The 22902-nt window shown below is 60.9% G+C and carries 23 protein-coding genes; 10 read left to right on the top strand and 13 right to left on the bottom strand.

The features are described from left to right. Position 1: 1 nt before the first annotated feature. The 12 genes from OB03_RS01340 to OB03_RS01285 are packed head-to-tail and all read right to left on the bottom strand — an operon-like array spanning position 2 to position 11476. Complete coding sequence (locus OB03_RS01340; protein WP_461342980.1) at positions 2-790, bottom strand: SDR family oxidoreductase; 789 nt, start codon at positions 788-790, stop codon at positions 2-4. Further along, positions 787-1854 (bottom strand): acyl-CoA dehydrogenase family protein, encoded by a 1068-nt coding sequence (locus OB03_RS01335; protein ID WP_461342979.1) that lies wholly within the window; start codon positions 1852-1854, stop codon positions 787-789. The genes OB03_RS01340 and OB03_RS01335 overlap by 4 nt, the downstream gene beginning before the upstream one ends. After that, positions 1854-2762, bottom strand: coding sequence for an SDR family oxidoreductase (locus OB03_RS01330; RefSeq protein ID WP_461342978.1), 909 nt, complete (start codon positions 2760-2762; stop codon positions 1854-1856). The genes OB03_RS01335 and OB03_RS01330 overlap by 1 nt, the downstream gene beginning before the upstream one ends. 12 nt (positions 2763-2774) lie before the next feature. Further along, positions 2775-3926, bottom strand: a complete 1152-nt coding sequence (locus OB03_RS01325) for an acetyl-CoA C-acetyltransferase (RefSeq protein WP_461342977.1) — start codon at positions 3924-3926, stop codon at positions 2775-2777. Continuing rightward, positions 3926-4957 carry an acyl-CoA dehydrogenase family protein gene (locus tag OB03_RS01320; RefSeq protein ID WP_461342976.1) on the bottom strand — a complete coding sequence of 344 codons (1032 nt, stop codon included), beginning with the start codon at positions 4955-4957 and terminating at the stop codon, positions 3926-3928. The genes OB03_RS01325 and OB03_RS01320 overlap by 1 nt, the downstream gene beginning before the upstream one ends. A gap of 6 nt (positions 4958-4963) precedes the next feature. Next, positions 4964-6118, bottom strand: coding sequence for an acyl-CoA dehydrogenase (locus tag OB03_RS01315; protein ID WP_461342975.1), 1155 nt, complete (start codon positions 6116-6118; stop codon positions 4964-4966). Then, complete coding sequence (locus OB03_RS01310) at positions 6118-6867, bottom strand: enoyl-CoA hydratase family protein (protein WP_461342974.1); 750 nt, start codon at positions 6865-6867, stop codon at positions 6118-6120. Before OB03_RS01310 ends, OB03_RS01315 begins: the two co-directional genes overlap by 1 nt. A gap of 25 nt (positions 6868-6892) precedes the next feature. Further along, positions 6893-7966 carry an NAD(P)H-dependent flavin oxidoreductase gene (locus OB03_RS01305; protein WP_461342973.1) on the bottom strand — a complete coding sequence of 358 codons (1074 nt, stop codon included), beginning with the start codon at positions 7964-7966 and terminating at the stop codon, positions 6893-6895. A gap of 3 nt (positions 7967-7969) precedes the next feature. Then, complete coding sequence (locus OB03_RS01300) at positions 7970-8878, bottom strand: enoyl-CoA hydratase (RefSeq protein ID WP_461342972.1); 909 nt, start codon at positions 8876-8878, stop codon at positions 7970-7972. 5 nt (positions 8879-8883) lie between these two features. Then, positions 8884-9660, bottom strand: a complete 777-nt coding sequence (locus OB03_RS01295; protein WP_461342971.1) for a CoA-transferase subunit beta — start codon at positions 9658-9660, stop codon at positions 8884-8886. Between the two features lie 13 nt (positions 9661-9673). Then, positions 9674-10552, bottom strand: a complete 879-nt coding sequence (locus OB03_RS01290; protein WP_461342970.1) for a CoA transferase subunit A — start codon at positions 10550-10552, stop codon at positions 9674-9676. A 3-nt stretch (positions 10553-10555) separates the two neighbouring features. Further along, entirely contained in the window at positions 10556-11476 is a 921-nt protein-coding gene (locus OB03_RS01285) for a VOC family protein (protein WP_461342969.1), read from the bottom strand. Between the two features lie 134 nt (positions 11477-11610). Here OB03_RS01285 and OB03_RS01280 point away from each other — a divergent pair, with 134 nt between their 5' ends. The 9 genes from OB03_RS01280 (at position 11611) to OB03_RS01240 (ending at position 19670) form a co-directional block, all read left to right on the top strand. After that, entirely contained in the window at positions 11611-12837 is a 1227-nt protein-coding gene (locus OB03_RS01280) for an acyl-CoA dehydrogenase family protein (RefSeq protein ID WP_461342968.1), read from the top strand. Positions 12838-12845: 8 nt separating this feature from the next. Further along, positions 12846-13664: an alpha/beta fold hydrolase gene (locus OB03_RS01275; protein WP_461342967.1), complete on the top strand. Its 819-nt coding sequence runs from the start codon at positions 12846-12848 to the stop codon at positions 13662-13664. Continuing rightward, on the top strand, positions 13657-14151 hold the full coding sequence (locus OB03_RS01270) for a flavin reductase family protein (protein ID WP_461342966.1): 495 nt from the start codon (positions 13657-13659) through the stop codon (positions 14149-14151). The genes OB03_RS01275 and OB03_RS01270 overlap by 8 nt, the downstream gene beginning before the upstream one ends. Continuing rightward, on the top strand, positions 14148-14924 hold the full coding sequence (locus tag OB03_RS01265; protein WP_461342965.1) for a fumarylacetoacetate hydrolase family protein: 777 nt from the start codon (positions 14148-14150) through the stop codon (positions 14922-14924). Before OB03_RS01270 ends, OB03_RS01265 begins: the two co-directional genes overlap by 4 nt. Positions 14925-14948: 24 nt before the next feature. Beyond that, a complete protein-coding gene (locus OB03_RS01260; protein ID WP_461342964.1) occupies positions 14949-15887 on the top strand; it encodes an acetaldehyde dehydrogenase (acetylating) in 939 nt (312 codons plus the stop codon). Next, positions 15887-16921 carry a 4-hydroxy-2-oxovalerate aldolase gene (dmpG, locus tag OB03_RS01255; RefSeq protein ID WP_461342963.1) on the top strand — a complete coding sequence of 345 codons (1035 nt, stop codon included), beginning with the start codon at positions 15887-15889 and terminating at the stop codon, positions 16919-16921. The genes OB03_RS01260 and dmpG overlap by 1 nt, the downstream gene beginning before the upstream one ends. Before the next feature lie 35 nt (positions 16922-16956). Then, positions 16957-18651, top strand: coding sequence for an FAD-binding protein (locus OB03_RS01250; RefSeq protein WP_461342962.1), 1695 nt, complete (start codon positions 16957-16959; stop codon positions 18649-18651). 63 nt (positions 18652-18714) lie between these two features. Then, positions 18715-19197, top strand: coding sequence for an Lrp/AsnC family transcriptional regulator (locus OB03_RS01245; protein WP_461342961.1), 483 nt, complete (start codon positions 18715-18717; stop codon positions 19195-19197). After that, positions 19194-19670 carry an Lrp/AsnC family transcriptional regulator gene (locus tag OB03_RS01240; protein ID WP_461342960.1) on the top strand — a complete coding sequence of 159 codons (477 nt, stop codon included), beginning with the start codon at positions 19194-19196 and terminating at the stop codon, positions 19668-19670. The genes OB03_RS01245 and OB03_RS01240 overlap by 4 nt, the downstream gene beginning before the upstream one ends. Positions 19671-19711: 41 nt before the next feature. Here OB03_RS01240 and OB03_RS01235 read toward each other — a convergent pair whose 3' ends face one another. After that, entirely contained in the window at positions 19712-21394 is a 1683-nt protein-coding gene (locus OB03_RS01235; protein ID WP_461342959.1) for an FAD-dependent oxidoreductase, read from the bottom strand. A 332-nt stretch (positions 21395-21726) separates the two neighbouring features. Here OB03_RS01235 and OB03_RS01230 point away from each other — a divergent pair, with 332 nt between their 5' ends. After that, positions 21727-22791 (top strand): Rieske 2Fe-2S domain-containing protein, encoded by a 1065-nt coding sequence (locus tag OB03_RS01230; protein ID WP_461342958.1) that lies wholly within the window; start codon positions 21727-21729, stop codon positions 22789-22791. Positions 22792-22902 lie beyond the last annotated feature (111 nt).

The raw sequence follows: 22902 nt of genomic DNA, 5'->3' as shown, positions 1-22902 counted from the left end.
CTTATCCACGCTGGCTCGAGGCGGAGATGACTTCGCCGGTCAGGTACGATGACAGGTCGCTGGCGAGGAACATCATGATGTTGGCGATTTCCCAGACTTCCGCCGGGCGGCCAAAGGCCTCACGCTTTGTCAGTTCCGCCAGAGCCTCTTCGGTCGTGACCTTGGCGAGGAAGGGGTGCATGGCCAGCGATGGCGAGACGGCGTTGATACGCACGCCATGTTCGGCCGCCTCGATAGCCGAGCAACGGGTAAAGGCCATCACACCGGCTTTCGCGGCGGCATAGTGGGCCTGACCCTTTTGTGCGCGCCAGCCGAGAACCGAGGCGTTATTGACGATCACACCAGACTTTGCCGCATACATGGTCGGCAGGAAGGCGCGGCTCATGCGGAACACCGACGTCAGGGTCACGTCCAGAACGCGGTCCCATTGCTCGTCGGTCATGTCCACGACATCGACCTCGCCACCCAGACCGGCGTTGTTGATCAGAACGTCGATACGACCCAGAGCCTTCAGGGATTCAGCATGGAGACGATCCACGTCGGCCTGGTTGGTTACGTCGCAAACTATGGTGTGGGGGCGGGTGCCGACGGCCTCTGCGATGGCATCTGCGGCTTCGCCCAGACGGCGCTCGTGGAAGTCGCTGATGACAAGGGTCGCGCCTTCCTCAGCGGCACGTTTGGCTGCCGAGAAGCCGATACCGGTACCGGCCGCTGCGGTGATGACAGCGGTCTTGCCTTTCAGCAGGCCACGGGCCTCGGGATAGGCGGGGGCGGTGTTCTTAAAGGTCATGCGGCATAATCCAGAAGTCGGGCGGCAATCCGTTCGCGGTGCTGGGACGCGGTGCGCAGCCAGCTGGCGCTCGATCGGGCACGTTTGAAATAGAGGTGGGCGTGGTGCTCCCAGGTGAATCCGACCCCGCCATGAAGCTGGATCTGCTCGGCAGCACATTTCTGCAGGGTCTCGGTGGCCCAAGCGGCAGCTGCGGCGCAGGCGTCCTCGACATCGCCACCTGTGTCGATGGCATTGGCGGCATAGAGCACCGCAGAGCGCGAAGCCTCGATACGGAGCATCATGTCGGCGAGGATATGTTTGACGGCCTGGAACGAGGCGATCTGGCGTCCGAACTGCTTGCGCTCCAGACCATAGGCCACAGTGGCTTCAAGGCAGAAAGCTGCTGCGCCGGTCTGTTCTGCCGCCTGATAGCCGCTGGCCAGAGTACGGATGCGCTCTTGCACGGCCTTGCTGCCGTCGGACAGGACGGTGACGTCGGAAACAGCGATGTTGAAATGGACGTGCGACAGAGGACGCGTCAGATCCATGTTTGGCGTGCGGGTGATCGTGACGCCCCCGGCATCGGTCGGCACCACCAGAATGGAGCCGTCAGCCGCAAAGACGATCAACTGGTCCGCGACATGGCCGAACGGCACATGCGTAGCTTCACCTTTGAGACGGTCGCCCTCGAATGACGGACGACGCGAGAGGCCCGCGACCGTCGCCTTGACCTGACCCGCTGCGATTTCGGGGAGCAGGGCAGCGCTCTGGTCGTCATCGCCTGCTGCGAGGATAGACTGAACGGCGAGCACAGCAGTTTCGAAATAAGGCACGACGGGCAGGCGACGGCCGGTCTCGTTGAGCACCAGCATCATCGCCTGAGCGTCCATACTAGAGCCGCCGTAGGCTTCGGGCACCATGAGGCCGACCAGACCCATCTCTTCGGCCATGGTCTGCCAAAGCGAGGCGTCGAAGCCGGTGTCGGCCTCGACAACAGCGCGCAACTGCTCGATACCGGCGGCATCGGCCAGCAGGGCCTCGACCGCATCACCGATCAGGCGATGTTCTTCGCTCAGGCCCATTAGCAGGCCCCGTAAACCGGCTTGGCCGGAGCGCGATCGGCCAACAGCTTGTCAACGACCGGACCCAGTTCGCCTGCCAACCAGCGTGCGCCCTTGTCCTGATCGGGGCTGTCGGTCCAGCCTTCGGACAGGAAAATACGGCCGCCGATCAGTTCAAACACCTGACCCGAAACGTGCGACGACTGGTCACTGCACAGCCATGCGACGAGCGGGGCCATATTAGCCGGAGCATAGACGTCGAACTCGCCTTCCTTCGGCTCCATGTCGAAGCCGCCGGTGGCGGTCATACGGGTGCGGGCGTTCGGGGCCAGCGCATTGGCGGTGATGCCATAGCGGGCCAATTCGGCAGCCTGCACCAGCGTCAGGCTGGCAATGCCACCCTTGGCTGTCGAATAGGCCGATTGGCCAACCGAACCCTGCAGGCCTGCGCCCGAGGTCGTGTTGATGATGCGGGCATTGACCGGATTGCCGGCCTTCTGCTGCGCGCGCCAGTAATCTACGGCGGCGCGGCTGGTGCAGAAGTGGCCGCGCAGGTGAACGCGCAGAACCGCATCCCATTCTTCCGGTGTGCAGGAGACGAACATACGGTCGCGCACGAAGCCGGCGTTGTTCACGACAGCGTCCAGACGGCCAAAGGTGTCGATGGCGGTTTTGACCATATCCTGACCGGCTTCCCAGTCGGCCACATCGCCGGTGTTGGCGACGGCCTTGCCGCCCAAAGCGATGATTTCATCAACGACCATCTGGGCCGCGCCCTTGGAGGCACCGTCTTCGCCATGGGTACCGACACCCAGATCGTTGACTACGACGCCGGCCCCTTGTGCGGCCAGTTCCAGTGCATAGGCCTTGCCCAAACCATTGCCTGCGCCCGTAACAATGACGACGCGGCCTTCGCAGATACCCGACATGGTCCTAACTCCTTACAGACGCTCGATGATGGTGACGTTGGCCTGACCGCCGCCTTCGCACATGGTTTGCAGGCCGAAGCGGCCACCCGTGCGCTCCAGCGCGTTCAGCAGATTGGTCATGAGGCGCACGCCCGTGGCACCGATAGGGTGACCCAGAGCGATCGCGCCGCCCATGACGTTCAGCTTTTCATGCGGCACACCGATTTCCTGCATCCAGGCCATCGGCACCGAGGCAAAGGCTTCGTTGCATTCGAACAGGTCGATGTCCTCGACCTTCATGCCAGCCTTTTGCAGGGCGTGTTGGGTCGCGGGGATCGGGCCAGTCAGCATCCACACCGGATTGTCGGCGCGAACCGAGATGTGGTGGATACGGGCGCGCGGCTTCAGACCGTGGGCCTTCACCATGGCTTCCGAGGCGATCAGCATGGCCGCGGCGGCGTCGCAGTTCTGGCTGGCGACACCGGCAGTGATGACGCCGCCTTCATTGACGGTTTTCAGCGTGGCCAGACCTTCCATCGAGGTGGTCGGACGGATGGTTTCGTCGTGCGACAGGCCTTCCAGTTCCACGATGTCCTTGGCGTACCAGCCCTGTTCGGTGGCATGTTGGGCGCGCTGGTGCGAGGCCACGGCGAACTCTTCCATGGCTTCGCGGCTGATGTTCCACTTGGCAGCGATCATTTCCGCCGAGCGGATCTGGTTCACTTCCTCGTCGCCATAGCGGGCGTCCCAGCCCTTTGCACCACGGAACGGCTCTTCAAAGCCGAACTGCGGGCCGACCAGCATGGCCGCCGAGATCGGAATGCGGTTCATGGCTTGGCTGCCGCCGACGACAACCAGATCCTGCGTACCCGACAGGATACCTTGGGCAGCGAAATGGATGGCCTGTTGCGACGAGCCGCACTGGCGGTCGATCGTCACGCCCGGTACGTGTTCCGGAAGGCCCGCGCACAGCCATGCGGTGCGCGCAATGTCGCCGGCCTGACCGCCGATCGTGTCGGTGCAGCCCCAGATGACATCGTCAACCAGACCCGCATCGACGTTCACGCGCTCCATCAGCGCCTTGATCGGATGGGCGGCCAGATCGGCCGGATGCAGGGCGGCGAGGGCACCCTTCTTGCGACCGGTAGGCGTGCGAACGGCGTCGATAATATAGGCTTCGGCCATCAGGCGACCTCATAGGCAAAGGTTTGATCCGGCCCGACGGCACGGTTGAAAATACGCTCGGCGACGCGGACGCGGTGCTGGTGCGGTTGGCCCCAGCTGTAAGTCAGGCCCAGCGCACGTTTCAGAACGAGGTGCACATCAACCTCGTAGCTGTAGCCCATGGCCCCGTGGACCTGCAGACTGGTGCGGCTGGCGAAGTCGGCGGCTTCGAGGCAGGCCAGTTTGGCCTGACTGATGCGTGCGCGGCTGTAGATGTCGTTATTGGCCAGACCGGCGGCTGCGGCGTGCAGGACTGGACGAGCAAACTCGATCTTGGTCTGGGCCGAGGCGAGGTGGTGTTTCACCGCCTGATAGGTGCCAATCGGCCTGCCGAACTGCTGGCGTTCCTTGGCGTAATCCACGGCAAGATCGACAGCGCGCTGGGCAAGGCCGAGGCCTTGGGCGGCAGCGAACAGTGCTGCGCGATCGAACGCCTGATCCCACAGTTCCGTGCGGTCCGAAATCTGGCTGTTGCGGTCGGGCGTTCCTGTCAGGCGGAACAGACGACGCATCGGATCGATGCTGTCTTCGCGAACCTGTTCCACGTCTACGGGCTTCACCAGATGGGTTGCGCCATTGTGGTTCAGTAGAATGGCGTCAGCGATGTCTGCGTCCAGCACCAGCGGATTGCACGGATGGGCAATGGCGATGCGGCTTGCCGGATTAGCAAGATAGTCGGAATTTGGGCAAATGGCCGCCAGCATGGGCGCAGCGACGCCTGCGCTTTCGACCAGCGGCTCGGGCAGCATATAATATCCCGCTGCCTCTGCGATCAGTGCGAAGTCGAGTGCGCCGAGGCCAAGGCCACCGGCTTCTTCAGGCAGCATGACAACCGTCAGGCCGGTTTCGACCACAGCGTCCCAGCGCTCATGGTCCAACGCATCCTTACGCTCGAGCATCTTGCGCAGGCGAAGGGTGTCACAGGTGTCGGCGAATACCGCGCGGGCGGCATCGACAAACATCAGTTGGTCTTCGGAAAGGGTAAAATCCATCGCGCCTTACCTCGGCAGACCGAGCATACGCTCGGCGATGATGTTGCGCTGGATTTCGTTCGAACCGGCATAGATCGGACCGGCCAGCGCAAAGATGTAGTCATCGATCCACGACGGTTGGCCCTCGATGACCGGCGGTGCGGTCAGTTCGGCTTCCGGCCCCAGAATACGCAGGGCGGTGTCGTGAAGGTGGATGTCGAGTTCTGACCAGAAGATCTTGTTGGTGCTGGTTTCCGCGCCGATCTTGCCACCGCTCATCAGACGGCTGGCGGTGGAATAGATGTTCAGCGCATAGGCTTCGGCATTCATCCATGCCTTGACCACATCAGCCTCGATCGACGGATCGCAGGTGTCCTTGCGGGCCTGATAGAGGGCCGCAAGATTGGCAGCCGCGACCTGATAGCGGGCAGGCGAGCGCAGCATCAGACCACGTTCGAAACCGGCCGTCGCCATGCAGATGTGCCAGCCCTGACCTTCATCACCCAGACGGTTGAAGGCCGGAACACGCACGTTCTCGAGGAAAATTTCCGCGAACCCGACATGGCCGTTCATCTTCGGGATGGCGTTGACCGTCACACCCTCGGCATTCAGCGGGAAGAAGATCAGGCTGAGGCCCTTGTGGCGCTCGGTGCCCGGTGTGCGGAACAGGCCGAAGGCCCAGTCAGCGAACACAGCACGCGAGGACCAGATCTTGTGACCGTTCAGGACGTATTCGTCACCTTCCTGAACGCAGGTGGCGCGAACACCGGCAAGGTCCGAACCGGCCTGCGGCTCCGACCAGGCCTGCGCCCAGATTTCATCGCCCGACGCCATTTTCGGCAAGAAGCGCGACTTCTGCTCGTGCGTGCCGAACTCGATCAGCGTCGGACCCAGCAGAAAGATGCCGTTCTGGTTCACGCGGCCGGGCGCGCCCGAGCGGTAGTATTCTTCCTCGAAGATCAGCCAACTGATCAGATCAAGGCCACGACCGCCGTATTCCTTGGGCCACGTCACCATGCCCCAGTCGCCGGATTTCAGCGTACGTTCCCACTCGCGGTGGGCTTCAAAGCCTTCGCGGGTGGCGTCGAAATGCTCCAGCGGCTGCGACGGCACGTGCTCGGCCAGCCACTGGCGGACCTCGGCGCGGAACGCCTCTTGTTCAGGAGTGTAGGCGAGATGCATCAGAACTTCGCCTGCTTGCCGGCGTCGACGAAGGCATCGCGGGCCTTCTGGCTGTCTTCGTGGGCATACATCTCGAGGGTGAAGCCCTGCTCGATACGATAGTGGTCGCTGGGGTTGAACGGCTCGATCAGGTTCAACGCCTGTTTGGCGATGACCAGAGCGGCGCGGCTCTTGGCGGCGATGGTCTCGCAGAAGGCGCGGGCTTCACGTTCCAGATCGGCCAGTGGCACGACCTTTTCAATCGAGCCCATGCGGTGCAGCTCCTCCACCGGAATCTTGCCACCGGTGAAGAAGGCCGCGCGGACCTTCTGAACCGGAGCCATACGCGATAGATAGGCCGCGCCGCCCATGGCACCACGGTCGATTTCCGGCAGCGACAGATAGGCCCCTTCGGCAGCGATCAAGGCGTCACAGGCACCGGCGATGTTCACGCCGCCACCGATGACAAATCCGTGCAGCGCACCCACGACCGGAATCTCGGCATCGCGAATGGCTTTGAAGGTGAGGAAGTTGTCGCGGTTCAGCTTGGCGATACGTTCCGGATGGGCCTGCATCTCCTTGATGTCCACACCACCGCAGAAACCGCGCCCCTCGGCACGGATCAGGATGCAGCGGACTTCCGGATCGGTGGCGGCTTGTTGGATAAGACCCGGAATGGATTCCCAGCCCGTGGTGTCAAACGCGTTGACGGGCGGGTGGTCGAACAGGATTTCAGCGATCCGGTCTTTGACGCTCAGGGTAATCGGCATCGGAACACACCTATGAAAGGTTAAATCAAGGGCGCAGGGCGGCGACGGCATCCATGCGGGCAAGCGCCTCTGACATGATGCGGTCGACCAGTTCGGCGCAGGTCGGAATTTCTTGGATGCGGCCACCCACAACGCCCGTGGCCATCACGCCCTCGACGATATCGCCATGCACGACAGCCTTCTGGATCAGCGTCGGCATGGTGGCGGCCATAAGAGCCTGTTTAAGGGGCTGGTCACCGTGGGCGGTCATGCCCTTGGCGGATTTGATCAGGTCGCCGAGGCTGGCACCGGTCTGGCGCTTCATGATCATTGCAGTTTCGAGGGCGCGGACCCACATGGCCAGCGGGCCGGACTTCTCGATCTTGTCCATCAGCGGGGTGCGGATCATCCGTTGCGGAATGCCGTCCAGCTTGGTCGTGACGACGATCTGGTCGGTGCCTGCCTTGAGATATGCGGCCTTGGTCGTATCCGGCACCGGGCTTTCGGCAGTCAGCAGAAAACGTGTCCCCATGGCGATACCCACGGCACCGAACGACAAAGCAGCGGCCAGTCCACGACCGTCGGAGAAGCCCCCTGAAGCGATGACGGGGACTTTGACGGTATCCAGTACCTGCGGGAGCAACACAGTCGTCGGCACGGAACCAGTGTGGCCACCGCCTTCACCGCCTTGGACATTCACCATGTCGACGCCTAGTTGTTCCATTTTTTGAGCGTGTTTCAGTGCGCCCACAGTCGGGATGCACAGGATGCCAGCGTCTTTGAAACGACCGATCATTTTGGCGTCTGGGCCGCGGCCGAAGGAAACGGCGCGAATCTGTTCCTTGTTGGCGAGGATGAGATCGACGATCTGTTCCGCACCCGGCTGGAACATGTGGAAGTTCACACCGAAAGCCCTGTCGGTGCCGCGGCGCACCTGAAGAATTTTCTCGCGGGCTTCGTCCGGCGTCATGACCGCTGCGCCGAGGAAACCGAATGCGCCAGCGTCTACGCTGCCGATGACCAGCGAAGGCTCGGCCACCCATCCCATTGCTGTTTGGATGATCGGGGCCTCACACCCCAGCCGTTCCGTCAAAACAGTAGAAATATTCCCCCGAGCCACAGGCTACTCTCCTGACTTGGCAGCGGCAGCCTTGTTGGCCGCTGCCATGGACTTGGCATCCATGCCGCCGAGATTATTTCCCATCACCAGATCGGACTGGGCGTGGGCAAAGTGGTGCATGTGGAAGTGGGCGTCGGTCGCCGTGCGCTTGCCGCGCAGGTCTTCCACGTGGTTGAGCGCCTGCTTGGTCAGCCAGTTGCCCAGACGCGGACGGTTGGCGATCTCGTTGGCCATCGCCATCACATCGTCCATCAGCGCCTCACGCGTGGACAGGCGGTTGACCATGCCGAAGTTGTAGGCGCGCTCGGCCGGCATACGCTCGCCGAGCATGATGAACTCCTTGGCGATGCGCGGCGGGAGTTCGAAACCGTGGGCGAAATACTCGACCCCCGGAATGCCCATGCGGTTCACCGGATCCTGGAAGAAGGCGTCATCGGTGGCGACGATGAAATCGCACACCCACGCCAGCATCAGGCCACCGGCCACGCAAGCCCCCTGAACAGCGGCGATGGTCGGCTTGGCAATGTCGCGCCAGCGACGGCACATGCCGATATAGACCTCGTGTTCACGGGTATACAGAAACTCGGCAGCGGGCTTGTTGGTGTGATCGGCCACCAAGAGCTGGCGGTCCCAGCTCTTGGTGACGTCACGGCCCGGTGTGCCGATGTCATGACCTGCAGAGAAATGCTTGCCAGCGCCTGCGAGAACGATGGCGCGTACGTTGTCGTCGTCCACCGCCTGCCGGAAGGCAGCATCGAGCGCATAGGTCATCTGACTGTTCTGGGCGTTGTTGAAGCCCGGACGGTTCATGGTGATGACCGCGACGTGACCCTTGACCTCATAGAGGACGGGAGCGTCGGTTTCGTAGGTGATGTCCGCCTGGCGCGGCTCGGCAAAGCTGTGCAGGTCCATGGTTTTTAAGCCCTCGCGCCCGGCGGGTTGTCCTTCAGAATTTTCGACCGGACGTTCTTCGGATCGACCTTGTTCATGGCCTCCAGTTCGGCCTCGGTCGGTGCTGCCGTCACAGGAAGGTTGTCGAGACGTGCCAGTTTAAAGCCGGTGTTCTCCTGAACTTCCTCGAACGTCACGCCCGGATGCAGCGAGATCACGCGGATGCTGTTGTCAGGACCGCCGAAGTCCATCACGCACAGGTTGGTGACGATACGGCCCAAGGCCAGCCACGACGGTACCTTTCCGCCGAAGCGCTCGGGGTTGAAGCCCGGCGAGCAGACATAGTCCACTTCACCCGACACGAAGCTGCGCGTCGAGTGGTTGGTGAACATGAAGCTGTTCAGGTGGCTTGCGGTATTTCCCGGGAAGCCACGAGCACCCAGCATGGCTGACTTCGGCTTCTTGTGATCACCGATGACGCTGATGTTGGTTTGGCCAAAGCGGTCCATCTGGACGGGCGCGACCATGGCGTGGCGTTTACCGCCCCACAAGGTCGAGAACACGCGATCGTAGGGAATCCAGCCTTCGATTTCGACATCAGCGCTGGACTGGCCCGGACCGAGCGGTTCGGTCGTGTACCAGCATTCGCCATCGGTCGTGGCCAATTTGGGGTTATAGAGGGTCTTGCAAACGCCAACGGCTATGCGCGGCAGCGGACCAATTCCGGTGCCCATGATCTCGCCGTCATCGCGCCACGATTGGGCGGCGGCAGCAATCATCAATTCGGCCAGAGAATAGCTCATATCCGGTCCCCGATCAGTAAACAGGCTTGCGCTGGGCGCGGATGACGTCAGGTCCGCCGACAGCTGCGACATAGACCTCGTGAGGAACATCGACGAAGCGATCGTGATATTCGCGGTAGGCCCCCGGTTGGGACGCATCGACGTAGGTTTTCAGATGGCCCATATCGATGTGGTAGTCTGGCTCCGCGCTGGTTGGGTGGGCACCAAGTTCGACCTCTGCGACACCGGCGATCAGCGGGCGCTCGATGATGTTGAAACGGCTGTTGGCGCGCAAATCGAGTTCCGCGGTCGAGACCAGCTTTTCGGTGGTCACGAAGGTTTTCTTTGCGGCACGGGCCAGCAGTTCATCGAATAACGGATCGGGTGATAGGGTCAGCACATTTCCGCGCTCGTCCGAGCGGTGGACATGCAGCAGGGCTGCGTCCAGATGGATCGCCGGCATGGCCAGCAAGGTTTCACTGTCCTCGAACGGGCTCTGAACGGTCTTGGACAGTTCCGGCTGTTTCACCAGATCGGTACCCAGTCCGATGCGGCTCGGCAGGAAGGGCACGCGCATGGCGGCGGCGCGCAGCCCCAGTTGGTACAGGCCTTCGTCCAATTCCAAAACGTCAAATTGTCCGTTCTGGCGGGCGGCACGGAAGTGCGGCTCCAGCGGGATCTGGTCCATGCTGACGAAGGAGAAGATCAGCTTCTTGATCTTGTTGTTCGCTGCGAGCAGGCCGATGTCCGGACCACCATAGGCAACGACCGTCAGGTCTTTCAGCTTGCTGCGGGCAATGGCACGCACCAGTGCCATGGGCTTGCGGCGGGTGGCCCAGCCCCCGATGCCGATCGTCATGCCGTCTTGGAGTTGGTCGACGATCTCGTCGAGCGTCATACGCTTGTCAGCCATAACTTAGTCCTCGGCCTCCCAGGCCCATTTATGACCCCAGGCGCTCACAGCCATGCTGGTGGTTGGCACCCAGGTTTGCGGATCGATCGCAAGACCGTTCCAGCCGTATTCGAGATCGAAACCGCCCGGCGTCTGCACGTAGAAGGACACCATCTTGTCGTTCACGTGCTGTCCCAGAGTGGCCGAGATCGGGATCGCACCCTTGCTCTTCAGCGCGCGGTCATAGGCGCGACCGACATCGGCCAGATTGGCGACTTCGAGCATGATGTGGACAGCGCCGTTCGGGCTTTCCGGCATTTCGCCGAGGGCCAGCGAATGGTGACGGCCGTTTTGGGCGTGCATGAAGGCAAAGCCGACGCCCGGATCTTCACGGCCACCACCTTGCAGATAGAAGCGGCCCAGATCGGTGTCACGGAAGCCCAAAACGTTCTTGTAGAACTCGTGCACGGTCGTGAAGGAGGGGGCGGTCAGAACGACGTGACCCATGCCCAAGTCGCCATTGTCGCCGGTCACAAAGCCGCTGGTGCCAGCCTTGGAGCTGAACGGCGCATAATCCACAAAACGACCGTGGTAGATTTCGAAAGCGTGACCGTCCGGATCGGTTGAACGCACGATTTCGTAGGTCTGGCGGGCGCGTGCTTCCAGAACATCCACGCGCTCGACAGGACGACCGGCGGCTTCAAGGGCGGCGACAGCAGCGTCGAAGCTGGCCTTGTCTGCGAATTCCCAGCCCGGAGCGATGAAACGGTCCTGATCGCCCTTCTGGATCCAGAAGCGATAGGGGCGGTCATCGATGCGGAACAGCGCGACATCCGGGTTGGGGGAGGCAGCCTCCATCATGCCCAGGAAGTCGACGGCAAAACTCCGCCAGCGGTCGAGGTCTGTCGCCTCGACAACGATATATCCCAAAGAGCTTACGGCCATGCGTCGAACCTCCCCGTGGTTTGATCGGCGATTTTTCTACCGAACACTTGCTTGACGATTTGCGTATTAAACAATATCGCTTTTTACGCAATATGAAAGTTCTATCCGCTTTTATGCAGAAGGATGCAAGTCAGATGGTCAATAACTCTGCACCTGTGACAGCCAATATGAATGAGGATGCGGCAGCGGTGCCGACGGCGGCAGAGTTGGTCGAGCGTGCTCGCGCTCTGATCCCGGCCATCAAATCGCGTGCCGCCCAATGCACGGCGGAACGCCGCGTCCCCACCGAGACGATTCGCGATATCGAAGCGGCTGGCCTGTTCAAGATTCTCCAGCCCAAACGCTGGGGCGGCTATGAGATGGAACCGAACGTCTTCTTCGACGTGCAGAAACTGCTGGCGCAGGGCTGCATGTCGACGGGTTGGGTCTATGGCGTTGTGGGTGGCCACCCGTATGAACTGGCCCTGTTCCCGCATCAGGCTCAGGTCGATGTGTGGGGCGAAGACAACACCGTCCTGATCTCGTCGTCCTATCAGCCGGTGGGCAAGGTCGAACGCGTCGAGGGCGGCTATAAGCTGTCCGGCCACTGGGGCTTCTCGTCGGGCTCGGAGCACTGCAACTGGGTGCTGCTGGGCGCAATGATCCCGCCGGCCAATCCGGGCGATGCGCCGGACATGCGTACCTTCCTGCTCCCGCGCAGCGACTATCGTATCGAAGATGCCTGGTACACTTTTGGCCTTCAGGGCACGGGCAGTCAGGACATTGTTGTCGAAGATGCCTTCGTGCCGGAGCACCGCACGCACAAGTCGGTCGACGGCTTCCTGTGCACCAACCCCGGTCAGGTCGAGAACGACGGCCCGCTTTACCGCCTGCCTTGGGCGCAAGTCTTCTTGCGTTTGGTCTCGACCTCGGCGCTGGGGGCCACGACCGCTGCACTCGATGCTGCGACCGAAATCATGGAAAGCCGCATCTCAACCAATACCGGCAAGGCTTCGAAGGCCGATCCTGTGCTGCAAGCCGCGATTGCCCGCGGCCGTGCGGAAGTGGACGAAATGGAAACCGTCCTGCGCCGCAACATGGACGTGCTCTACGGACGCTCGGTGGCTGGCGAGGAAGCGACCATGGAAGAGCGCGCGCGCTTCCGTTACCAGTCGGCTTCGGTGGCCCGTCGTTGTGCGGACATCGTGGACACGCTGCTGCCGCTGCTGGGTGGCCGCGCCATCTATATGCACAGCCCGCTAATCCAACCGTGGCTCGACCTGAACGCAGCCCGGGCACACGTCGCCAATGATCCGGGCAATATGGCTGCAGACGTGATCGGCACCCGTGCCGGTCAGCCGCCATCATTCATGTTCATCTGAGGACAGCCATGACGCGCGCAGCCATCACGCGTGCCGTCCACAAAGTCAGTGGCGGCTATGAAATCTGTATTCAGGAAGCTGGCTCGGGCCCGGCCGTGGTGTTCATCCACGGCAGCGGTCCCGGCGCCTCGGGCCTGTCGAACTTCCGCCAGAACGTGGACGCGTTCGTGGACGCCGGTTTCCGCGTCATTCTGCCAGACATGATCGGCTACGGTGCATCGTCGAAGCCGGAGGGTCTCGACTATACGCTGCACCTGTTCACCGACACCCTGTTCGAGGCGCTGAAGGCCCACGGGATCGAGAAGGCCACTCTGGTCGGAAACTCGCTCGGCGGCGGTGTGGCAATCCAGATCGCTCTGAATGATCCGGCATTTGTCGATCGCCTGATCCTCATGTCGCCGGGTTGTATCGAAGAACTGCCCGTCTACTTCGCTATGCCGGGTATCGCGAACATGCGTAGCGCATTCGGCAGCCCCGAGTTCAGTATCGCAGACCAACGCCGTCTGGCCGAAAGCCTTGTTTTCGATCCGGTGCATGTCACCGACGAATTGGTGGCAGAACGATTCGAGGTGGCCCGCATCCAGCCCAAGGATGTGCTCGCCCGTATGAAGACGCACAATCTGCGCGACCGTCTGCACGAGCTGAAGATGCCGATCCTCGGCTATTGGGGCTTCAACGACCATTTCATGCCGCTGTCGGGTATCGACTACTTCCTGGCCGACTGTGACGACGCTCGCTTCATGACCTTCAACAAGGTCGGGCACTGGGTACAGGTGGAGCGCGCAGAAGAGTTCAACCGCTATTCCATCGAGTTCCTACATGGGTGAGCCAGCGATGACTGCGGACCAGCTCTCGGGCGGCCTCAAAGAGGCGATGCGGCGACTGGCTTCGGCGGTGGCGGTCGTCTCGGCCCGCAGCCGTGATGGAGGTTCGGTAGGCATGGCAGCCACGTCGGTGACGTCGCTGTCGATGTCCCCGCCGTCGCTGCTGGTCTGCATCAACCGTCAGGCCGGATTGCACGCCAGCATGTTTATCGGCGCACGGTTCAACGTGAACCTACTGGGTGTTCAGCACCGCGAAGTCGCCAACGCCTTCGGTGGCTCCATGGCGCGGGAACTGCGCTTTGGTGTCGGCGAATGGAGCAATGACATCCAAGACCTACCGGCTCTGAGCGACGCGCAGGCCGTGGTCGGATGCGAAGTCGATCGCATCGTCACCTATGGCACGCACTCCATCGTGATCGGTGCGGTGCGGGAGGTCCGCGTTTGCGGCGAATGCCACCCCCTGATCTATCAGGACGGACGTTATCTATGAGTAAGCATCTTGATTTCGCAGGACAGCTTCACAAGGCACTACGCGACGGGGACGTGATTACGCCCCTGATCGAACAGGACCCGTCGCTGACGATCGATGACGCCTACGCCATCTCGCTTGAGGTGCTGAAGCGCCGCACCGCCGAGGGCGAGAAGGTCATCGGCAAGAAGATCGGCGTCACCTCCAAGGTGGTGCAGGACATGCTGGGCGTGAACCAGCCTGACTTCGGCTTCATGACCGACCGGATGTATGTCGAGGGCGATATCGATATCGCCGCGCACAAGCTGATCGCACCGCGTGCCGAGGCCGAGATCGCCTTTGTGCTCAAGTCGTCACTGAAAGGTCCGGGCATTACCGAAGCCGACGTTCTGGGCGCGACCGAGAAAGTGATCGCCTGTTTCGAGATTGTCGACAGCCGCATTCAGGACTGGAAAATCGGGATCGTCGATACGGTCGCGGACAATGCTTCGTGCGGTGTGTTCGTACTAGGCGATGAACACAATGATCCGGCCTCGCTGGACCTGCCCAACCTCAAGGTTGTGGTGAAGAAGAACGGCGAGTTCCTGTCTGAAGGTTATGGTTCTGCGGTGCAGGGCTCTCCCCTGACGGCAGTGGCATGGCTGGCCAATACTCTAGGCCGATATGGCGTCACGCTGGATGCAGGCGATGTGATCCTGTCGGGATCGCTGGTGCCGCTGGCAGATGCCGTGGCCGGTGATGAATTCGAGATGGAATTGGACGGAGTCGGGCGCTGCGTCGCCCGCTTCCGCTAGGGGCTTAGGCTCGAGGGGATAGTTATGAGCAGAGTTAAATGCGCGATCATTGGATCGGGCAATATCGGCACGGATCTGATGGAAAAGCTGATCCGCTATCCGAACAATCTGGAACTGGCCGCTGTGGTCGGTGTCGATCCGGCCTCTGAGGGTCTGGCCCGCGCCCGCGCCCATGGCGTGTTCGCCACCCACGAAGGTCTGGCCGGTCTGGTCGCTTCGGAAGTGTATCCCGAGATCGGTGTCGTGTTCGACGCCACCTCGGCCTACGCCCACAAAGAACACGACGAGCGCCTTCGCGCCGATGGCAAGCTGGTGGTCGATCTGACGCCTGCGGCTATCGGTCCGTTCGTCGTTCCGGCTGTGAACGGTGGCGACAATCTCGACAGCGGCAACGTCAACATGGTGACCTGCGGCGGTCAGGCGACCATTCCGATGGTGGCGGCTGTCAGCCAGGTCTCAAACGTGCGCTACGCCGAGATCATCGCGTCGGTGTCGTCGCGTTCGGCTGGTCCGGGTACCCGCGCCAATATCGACGAGTTCACCCGCACGACCGCCCGCGCGATCGAGAAGGTCGGCGGTGCCGAACAGGGTAAGGCCATCATCATCCTGAATCCGGCCGAACCGCCGATGATCATGCGTGATACCGTCTTCACCCTGTCGGACGGGGCCGATGAAGAGACCATCCGCGCCTCGGTCGAGGCCATGGTCGCCAAGGTCAGCGCCTATGTGCCGGGCTATCGCCTGAAACAGCAGGTCCAGTTCGAGCGCTATGGCGACAACAACCCGCTGACCATTCCGGGTCGCGGCCAGTTCAAGGGCATCAAGACCTCGATCTTCCTCGAAGTCGAAGGTGCCGGGGACTATCTGCCGCCCTACGCCGGTAACCTCGACATCATGACCGCTGCGGCCAAGGCCACGGGCGAGCTTCTGGCCGCGCGCCGCCAAGAGAAGGAGGTCGCGTAATGGGCTTCGACGTCAATAAAGACGCTCTGTACATTCAGGACGTAACCCTGCGCGACGGCATGCACGCCATCCGTCACATGTACGGTCTGGACGAAGTGCGCGCGATTGCCCGCGCTTTGGACAAGGCTGGCGTTCACGCCATCGAAGTCGCCCACGGTGACGGCCTGTCGGGTGCAAGCTTCAACTACGGCTTTGGTGCCCACACCGACTGGGAGTGGCTGGAAGCCGTGGCCGAGGTTCTCGAGAAATCGATCCTGACCACCCTGATCCTGCCGGGTGTCGGCACGGTCGAGGAGTTGAAGCGCGCCTATGACATAGGTGTGCGCTCGGTCCGCGTGGCGACCCACTGCACCGAAGCCGACGTGTCGAAACAGCATATCGGCATCGCCCGCGATCTGGGCATGGACGTCTCGGGCTTCCTGATGATGAGCCACATGATCGAGCCGGACGCTCTGGCCCAGCAGGCCCTGCTGATGGAATCCTATGGCGCGCAATGCGTCTATGTGACCGACAGCGGCGGCGCTCTGGACATGGACGGCGTCAAGGCCCGCTTCGAAGCCTATGACCGTGTGCTGAAGCCGGAAACCCAACGCGGTATCCACGCCCACCACAACCTGTCGCTGGGCGTCGCCAACTCCATCGTCGCGGCCCAGTGCGGCGCCGTGCGTATTGACGCCAGCCTGACGGGCATGGGTGCCGGTGCGGGCAACGCGCCGCTGGAAGTCTTTATCGCTGCCGCCGACCGTAAGGGTTGGAACCACGGCTGCGACGTCAGTGCCCTGATCGATGCGGCAGAGGACATCGTGCGTCCGCTGCAGGACCGTCCGGTCCGCGTCGACCGCGAGACGCTGAGCCTTGGGTATGCAGGGGTCTATTCTTCGTTCCTGCGTCACGCCGAGAAGGCCGCCGAGGACTATGGCCTGTCGACCAAGGACATCCTTGTCGAGCTGGGGCGCCGCCGCATGGTGGGTGGACAGGAAGACATGATCGTGGACGTGGCGCTCGACATGATCAAGGCCAAGGCGGACGCCTGAAGACTGGCTCTCGAATAAGCCAAGGGGAGGCTGGTATGCGTGAACAGGGTTGGTGGCCAAAGACTATCGAGGCCGCCGTAAATGCTAACGCACTCCAGCCTTCCGACTGGACGCACAGCGCAGACGTCGTTGTCGTCGGTTATGGTGGCGCAGGGGTATGTGCCGCGTTGGAGGCTGCTGAATCCGGTCTTTCAGTCATTGCGCTGGACCGCGGTAACGGTGGCGGGGCAACCACCATCAATGGCGGTGTTTTCTATGCTGGCGGTGGCACAACCACCCAGAAAGCAGCCGGCGTCGAGGACAGCGTCGACGCTATGTACGAGTATCTTAAGATCGAGGCTGGGGGCGTCGTCTCTGACGAGATGGTCCGCCGTTTTTGCGAGAACAGCGTCGATGATCACGACTGGATGGTCGCGCACGGCGTGAAGTTCAGGCCTGTTCTTTACGAGAAAAAGACCTCGTACCCGCCGACGACCTACTACCTCTACCACTCTGACAGCACGCTGGCGAAACGCTATGCGGACCAGATAAAACCTGCCGCGCGGGGGCATCGTGTCGATCTGCCACCGACGCGCGGTGCGCATGGGTATGGCGCGGGGTTGTATGACCCCTTGAAGGAAGCCGCCGATCTGGCTGGTGTGAACCTTCTGACAGAGACCATTGTCGAGGCGATGATTCTGGATGCATCGGGGGCGGTTGTAGGCGTCAAGGCGCGGCGTATCTCTGAAACGAAGCCAGCGCTGGCGCAGTGGCGAAAACTGCAAGCCCGTATCACCAAGATGGCCGCCTATCCTCGAACCTGGCCGGGTGCGAACTGGTTCGATGCGCAGGTGCTGAAGCTGTCCCGCAAGGCATCGGACATGATGCGTGAGCATGGCGAGACGCAGTACATCAAGGCCGCAAAAGGCGTGGTGATCACTGCGGGTGGCCATGTCTTCAACCGCGAGATGGTGGCCCATTTCTCGCCTGACTACATAAAGGGTTTGCCTCTGGGCACACCGGCAGATGACGGTTCGGGCGTCTGTCTTGGCGTGACCGCAGGTGGTGCAATGGTCGGTATGGACCGGATCAGCGCATGGCGGTTCATCAACCCGCCTTTCAGTTGGGCGCGGGCTCCGCTGGTGAACTCTGCGGGTAAGCGGTTTATTGATGAAACCCTGTATGGCGCTGCCATCGGCAAGGCCATGTGTGATGGCCGCGACGGCAAGGCGTGGGTCATTCTGGATAAGTCTCTGGTCAAGCAAGCTAAGGCTGAAGCCAGCGCAGAGGGCGTTCTGGACTTCCAGAAGTGGCCGGCTCTGATGGCGATGGTGCTGGGCGCGAAAAAGGCTTCAACGCTGGAAGCTTTGGCTCAGAAGATCGGGGTTCCGGCAGAGGCCTTGAAGCATTCGATCCAGCAGCACAATGCCGTCGCTAATGGCGAAATAGACCCGTTCGACAAGCGCAGTAGCGACGCAGTGCAGTTGGGCAAGGGGCCGTATTACGCGGTCAATGTATCGATTGATGCGCCGCTGTTCCCGCTTCCCACGCTGACCCTGGGCGGTTTGAGGGTGGATGAAGAAACAGGGCAGGTGCTGAATGAAAACGGCGAGCCGGTCGAGGGCCTTTACGCCGCCGGTCGCAGCGCACTCGGCATCTGCTCCAATCTGTATGTCAGTGGTTTGTCGGTCGCGGATTGCGTCTTTTCAGGCCGTCGTGCTGCGAAATCTCTGGCTTCGACCGGCAAGTGATCGCAATTTCGACAGGAACGCATTATGACCGCTAGGGTAAAGCAGGCCACCCGGCGGAGCAAAATGCAGATCAAAGACGGCAGCTCTTCCAACATTCCGGTGTTGGATGATCTCGATAACGGCATCATCAATATGCTTCGCGAGAATGGTCGTGCGACCAACCTCGAGATCGCCGAGAGCCTTGGCATCACCGCAGCGACGGTTTCAGCGCGCATCAAAAGACTGGAAGAAAGCCGCGCCATGCGCGTGGTGGCTGTTTCGGACTTTGCTGCACATGGCTACGAGGTCCTGCTGGCTGTCGGTATCAAGGTGGCAGGCCGAGACGTCGACGATGTTGCAGCAGAGCTGGGTGCTCTGCCGGAAGTCTTTTCAATCAATATGATGAATGGACGTTTTGATCTGGAGCTTCTGGTCGCGCTAAAGAATTTTGACGAGATCAGTGTCTTCATGACGGATCACGTGGCGCGTATCAAAGGCATTGCCGCCATGGACTCGGCGGTGGCCTATGATGTCGTGAAATTTGAATTCAATGTGGCCCCCCTATGAGCAAGCCCAGTCTCGACGATCTTGATTTCCGCATCATCGACGCATTCAGCCGTGATGCGCGTGTATCCAACCGTCAGATTGCCGCCGAACTCGGAGTGACCGAGGGAACTATCCGTACCCGTCTGCGCCGTTTGCAGAATGACGGAATGATCCAGTTCACTGTCGTCACCGACTTCCGCATGGCCGGTTCACCCAATCTGGTGATGATGTGGATTCAGGCCGAGCCGTCCAAGGTGCCGCAGCTTTCCAAACAGCTCTCGGAAATGCCGGAAATCGGCTCTGTCGTACTTTTGTTGGGCCGTTGCAGCCTTATGGCTACAGGTTTGTTCACCACGGTTGAGGCTGCTGACAGCATCGTCCGTCGTAAGATACGTCCACTGGATGGCGTGATCGATGTCGAGCTGTCGTGGTCCATCGGTACTCCCAAATACGATGCCCGATTGGCACGGATCACAAGACCCAATGTGAATTAATCCAAACAAAAAGGCCGCCAGATCTGCTGGCGGCCTTTTCTTTATTGTGTCGCATGGCCGGCAGCGGCCCATGCAAATGTCATGGCGGGACCGAGTGTCGAACCAGCGCCGGGATAAGAACCGCCCATGACCGATGCGGCAGTGTTGCCTGCCGCATACAGCCCTTCGATGGGGGCACCATTAACATCCACAACGCGTGCGTGCTCGTCCGTAGCCAATCCGCTGCACGTACCGATGTCTCCGGCATAGATCGGCACGGCGTAATACGGGGCTTCGTCCAGCGCGGCCAGTGTGGGGTTGGGGCTCACGCGCGGGTCGCCGTACATGCGATCATAAGCGCTGTTTCCGCGGCCGAACGCGGGATCATTCCCGGCAGCGGCATGGCTATTGAAGCCGGTCACCGTCTGTTCAAGACGCTGCGGGACCGCCCCGATCTGATTGGCCAAATCCGACAGGGTTCTCGCCTTTTTGACGGTTTTGGTGACGCCGGGAAGTTGTAGCCAGTCGGGAAGCAACGGGTAGAGGGGCCCCATGGGATAATGTCGACGATAGCGGCTGTCGAAGATCATCCAGAAGCGTGGTGCCGACCCGATCTTGGCCGCGTGGGCCATCATCTGCTCGCCGGCGATGTGATAGGAGCTGGCCTCGTTCATAAAGCGCTCCCCGTTTTGATCGACCATGATGCATCCGGGCAGAGCACGTTCGATGGTGCATAGCCGACCGCGTTGTTCTCCTGGCACGCGGAATACGGGCGCCCACCATGCGGCATCCATGCCCCGTACCTGTGCCCCGATGGCTGTTGCGGCCTTTATCGCATCGCCCGTATTGTTGGGTTGTGAGCCCGAATGGGTTGGGTCTGGCAGGTGCGGCAAGTGCTGCTGGCGTAGTTCGGTGTCGCGCTCCCATCCACCGGCTGTCAGGATGATGTTTCGCGCAGCGATGTTGATTGTGGCTCCGTCATGCAGGACCGTCGCGCCAATGATGCGCCCGTTTTCGGCCTTTAGATCCTTCAGCGAGGTGTCGGTATAAATGGCGACGCCCGCATCACGTGCTGCAAGGACAAGAGCTCCGACCAGTGCATTGCCTAAAGTCAGGAAGCGATCACGCGTCGATGTCAGCCTATAGGGCAGATCGAAGGCGTAGCGGGCCAGCATCTTCGCGAGAGTCTTGATCCAGCCTTTGGGGCGGTAGAGCAGGGCCGTCGTCTCGTCGAATGTCCAGTTGATCACACCGCCGAGGCTGGCCGCGGGAGAGGCTCTGCGCAAATTTCGGATGGATGTGTTGCGCACCCGCAGGTCAAGCGGCAACGGCAGGTGTGTGCGCCATCCCGTTTTACCCCCCTCTGCCTCGGGGTGATAATCGGGGTAGGGTAGAGGGATGTATTGGATGGGTGCCGATGCCATCAGCCAATCCAGCATGGCGGGGGCCTGATGGATATAGGAGCGGATCAGGCTGTCATGGCTCCAACCGGCGGCCAGGGCCCGTATGTAACGGAACGCTTCGTCATCGCTGTCTGCATGGCCTTCCACGCCTTTGGCAAGATTGCTGCACGGTATCCAGATGCCGCCGCCCGAGGTCGCGGAAGTGCCCCCGATTTCGGACGACTTTTCGATGAGAACTACACTCGCTCCTGATTGCGCGGCGCGTAAAGCGGCGACCAGCCCAGCAGCACCAGATCCGACGATTAAAACATCCGCTGCGTCGATGGTATCGATTCTGCGCATATGCCCCCCCTGCGGCTGTATAAATCTGTGGTTTGCAGACTTAACATGAGATCGAATACGCACTCGATCAATTTTCTTTTTTCTTGATCGATAGTGCGTATTTCTGCGGCCTGCGACGGTTTGCTGGTTAAATGTCGTTGATTTTTGAACGAAATTTCGCTGAACATCGTGATCGCGTGGGGTGGCTGAAGAGCCCGGATTTGCAATTGACATATTGCGCATAATTTCGGACTTTATTTTACGCATAACAAAAATAAAAATGCGGTTTGGGATTGTGTTTGCGATTTCAGGCGCGGCGACGGTTTTACCACTTGACGTTTTGGGAGCATGTCATGGCGGGCACTGAGGATTACGGTTTGGGACCCTTCACCTTTCCGCGTGGGTGGTTCGTAGTGGCCGAAGCCAAAGAGGTTACCAATAGGCCTCTGGCTGTGCGTTACTTCGGTCAAGATCTTGTTCTGTACCGCGGTGAGAGCGGCAAGGTGTACATGGTCGATGCCTATTGCCCGCACATGGGAACGCACCTCGCCAAGAATGACAGCTCCTATGTGGTTCAGGATCATGTCCACGTGGAGGGTGACAATATCCGTTGCCCCTATCATGCGTGGCGTTTCGGACCGGATGGCCGTTGCAACCAGATTCCGTATTCGAAAGCGCCCATTCCGGCAGCTGCGAAAATCCGCACCTGGAAGGTCGAGGAAAAGTACAACTGCATTTTCGCATGGCACGACCCCGAAGGTGGCGAGCCGGATTTTGACCTGCCAGTAATCACGCAGTGGGATGATCCCGCCTTTGTTCAATGGGATTTGGATCACCTGGGCGAACTGCCCTGCCATCCCAAGGAGATCATCGACAATATCTGTGATGTCGCTCACCTAGGCCCGACGCATGGCGGCCCGTGCGAGTATTTCCACAACGTCTTCAACGGCATTGAGGCGCGCCAATTCCAAGGCAGCTATCACCGCGATCTGGCACCGGGCGTCATGCTGGAAACCGACACCTTCTATACGGGGCCGGGCATCCTGCTGTCCTATTTCAACGGCGGATATCAGGTCATGTTCATCGCCCACACTCCGGTCGACGATGGCCGCGTGAAGGCTTGGCATGGCCTGCTGGTCAATTCGGGCAAGGAAAAGGCTGCGCCCGAGGATAAGGACATGCAGATTGCCTATCAGGCCGGCAGTCTGAAAGCCTTCGCTCAGGACTTCGATATCTGGAGAAACAAGGCACCGTGCATCACGCCGATGGCCGTGCCGGGTGACGGCCCCTATAGCAAGGCCAAGATTTGGTACCAGCAGTTCTACAATCCGCGCTCAGAGGCGGCCTCGTTCCAGGCCCGCGCAAACGGTACCTATAAGGTTCACGGTATGCCCGCGGTTCGCGAGGACGTCGCCTAACCCAAAACCCAAACCATCAGAGTGCTTTAGGGGGCTACGGGCCTCGATGATTTCGCACGCCTGTATCCCACCTTTTCGGGGCATGCGCGCAAGCCATTTTCGTCAAAAGCA

It is taken from the genome of Brevundimonas sp. GN22 (assembly GCF_054824005.1).
Note: the sequence above shows the minus strand (reverse complement) of the source record. Positions and strands in the feature narration are given on the sequence as shown.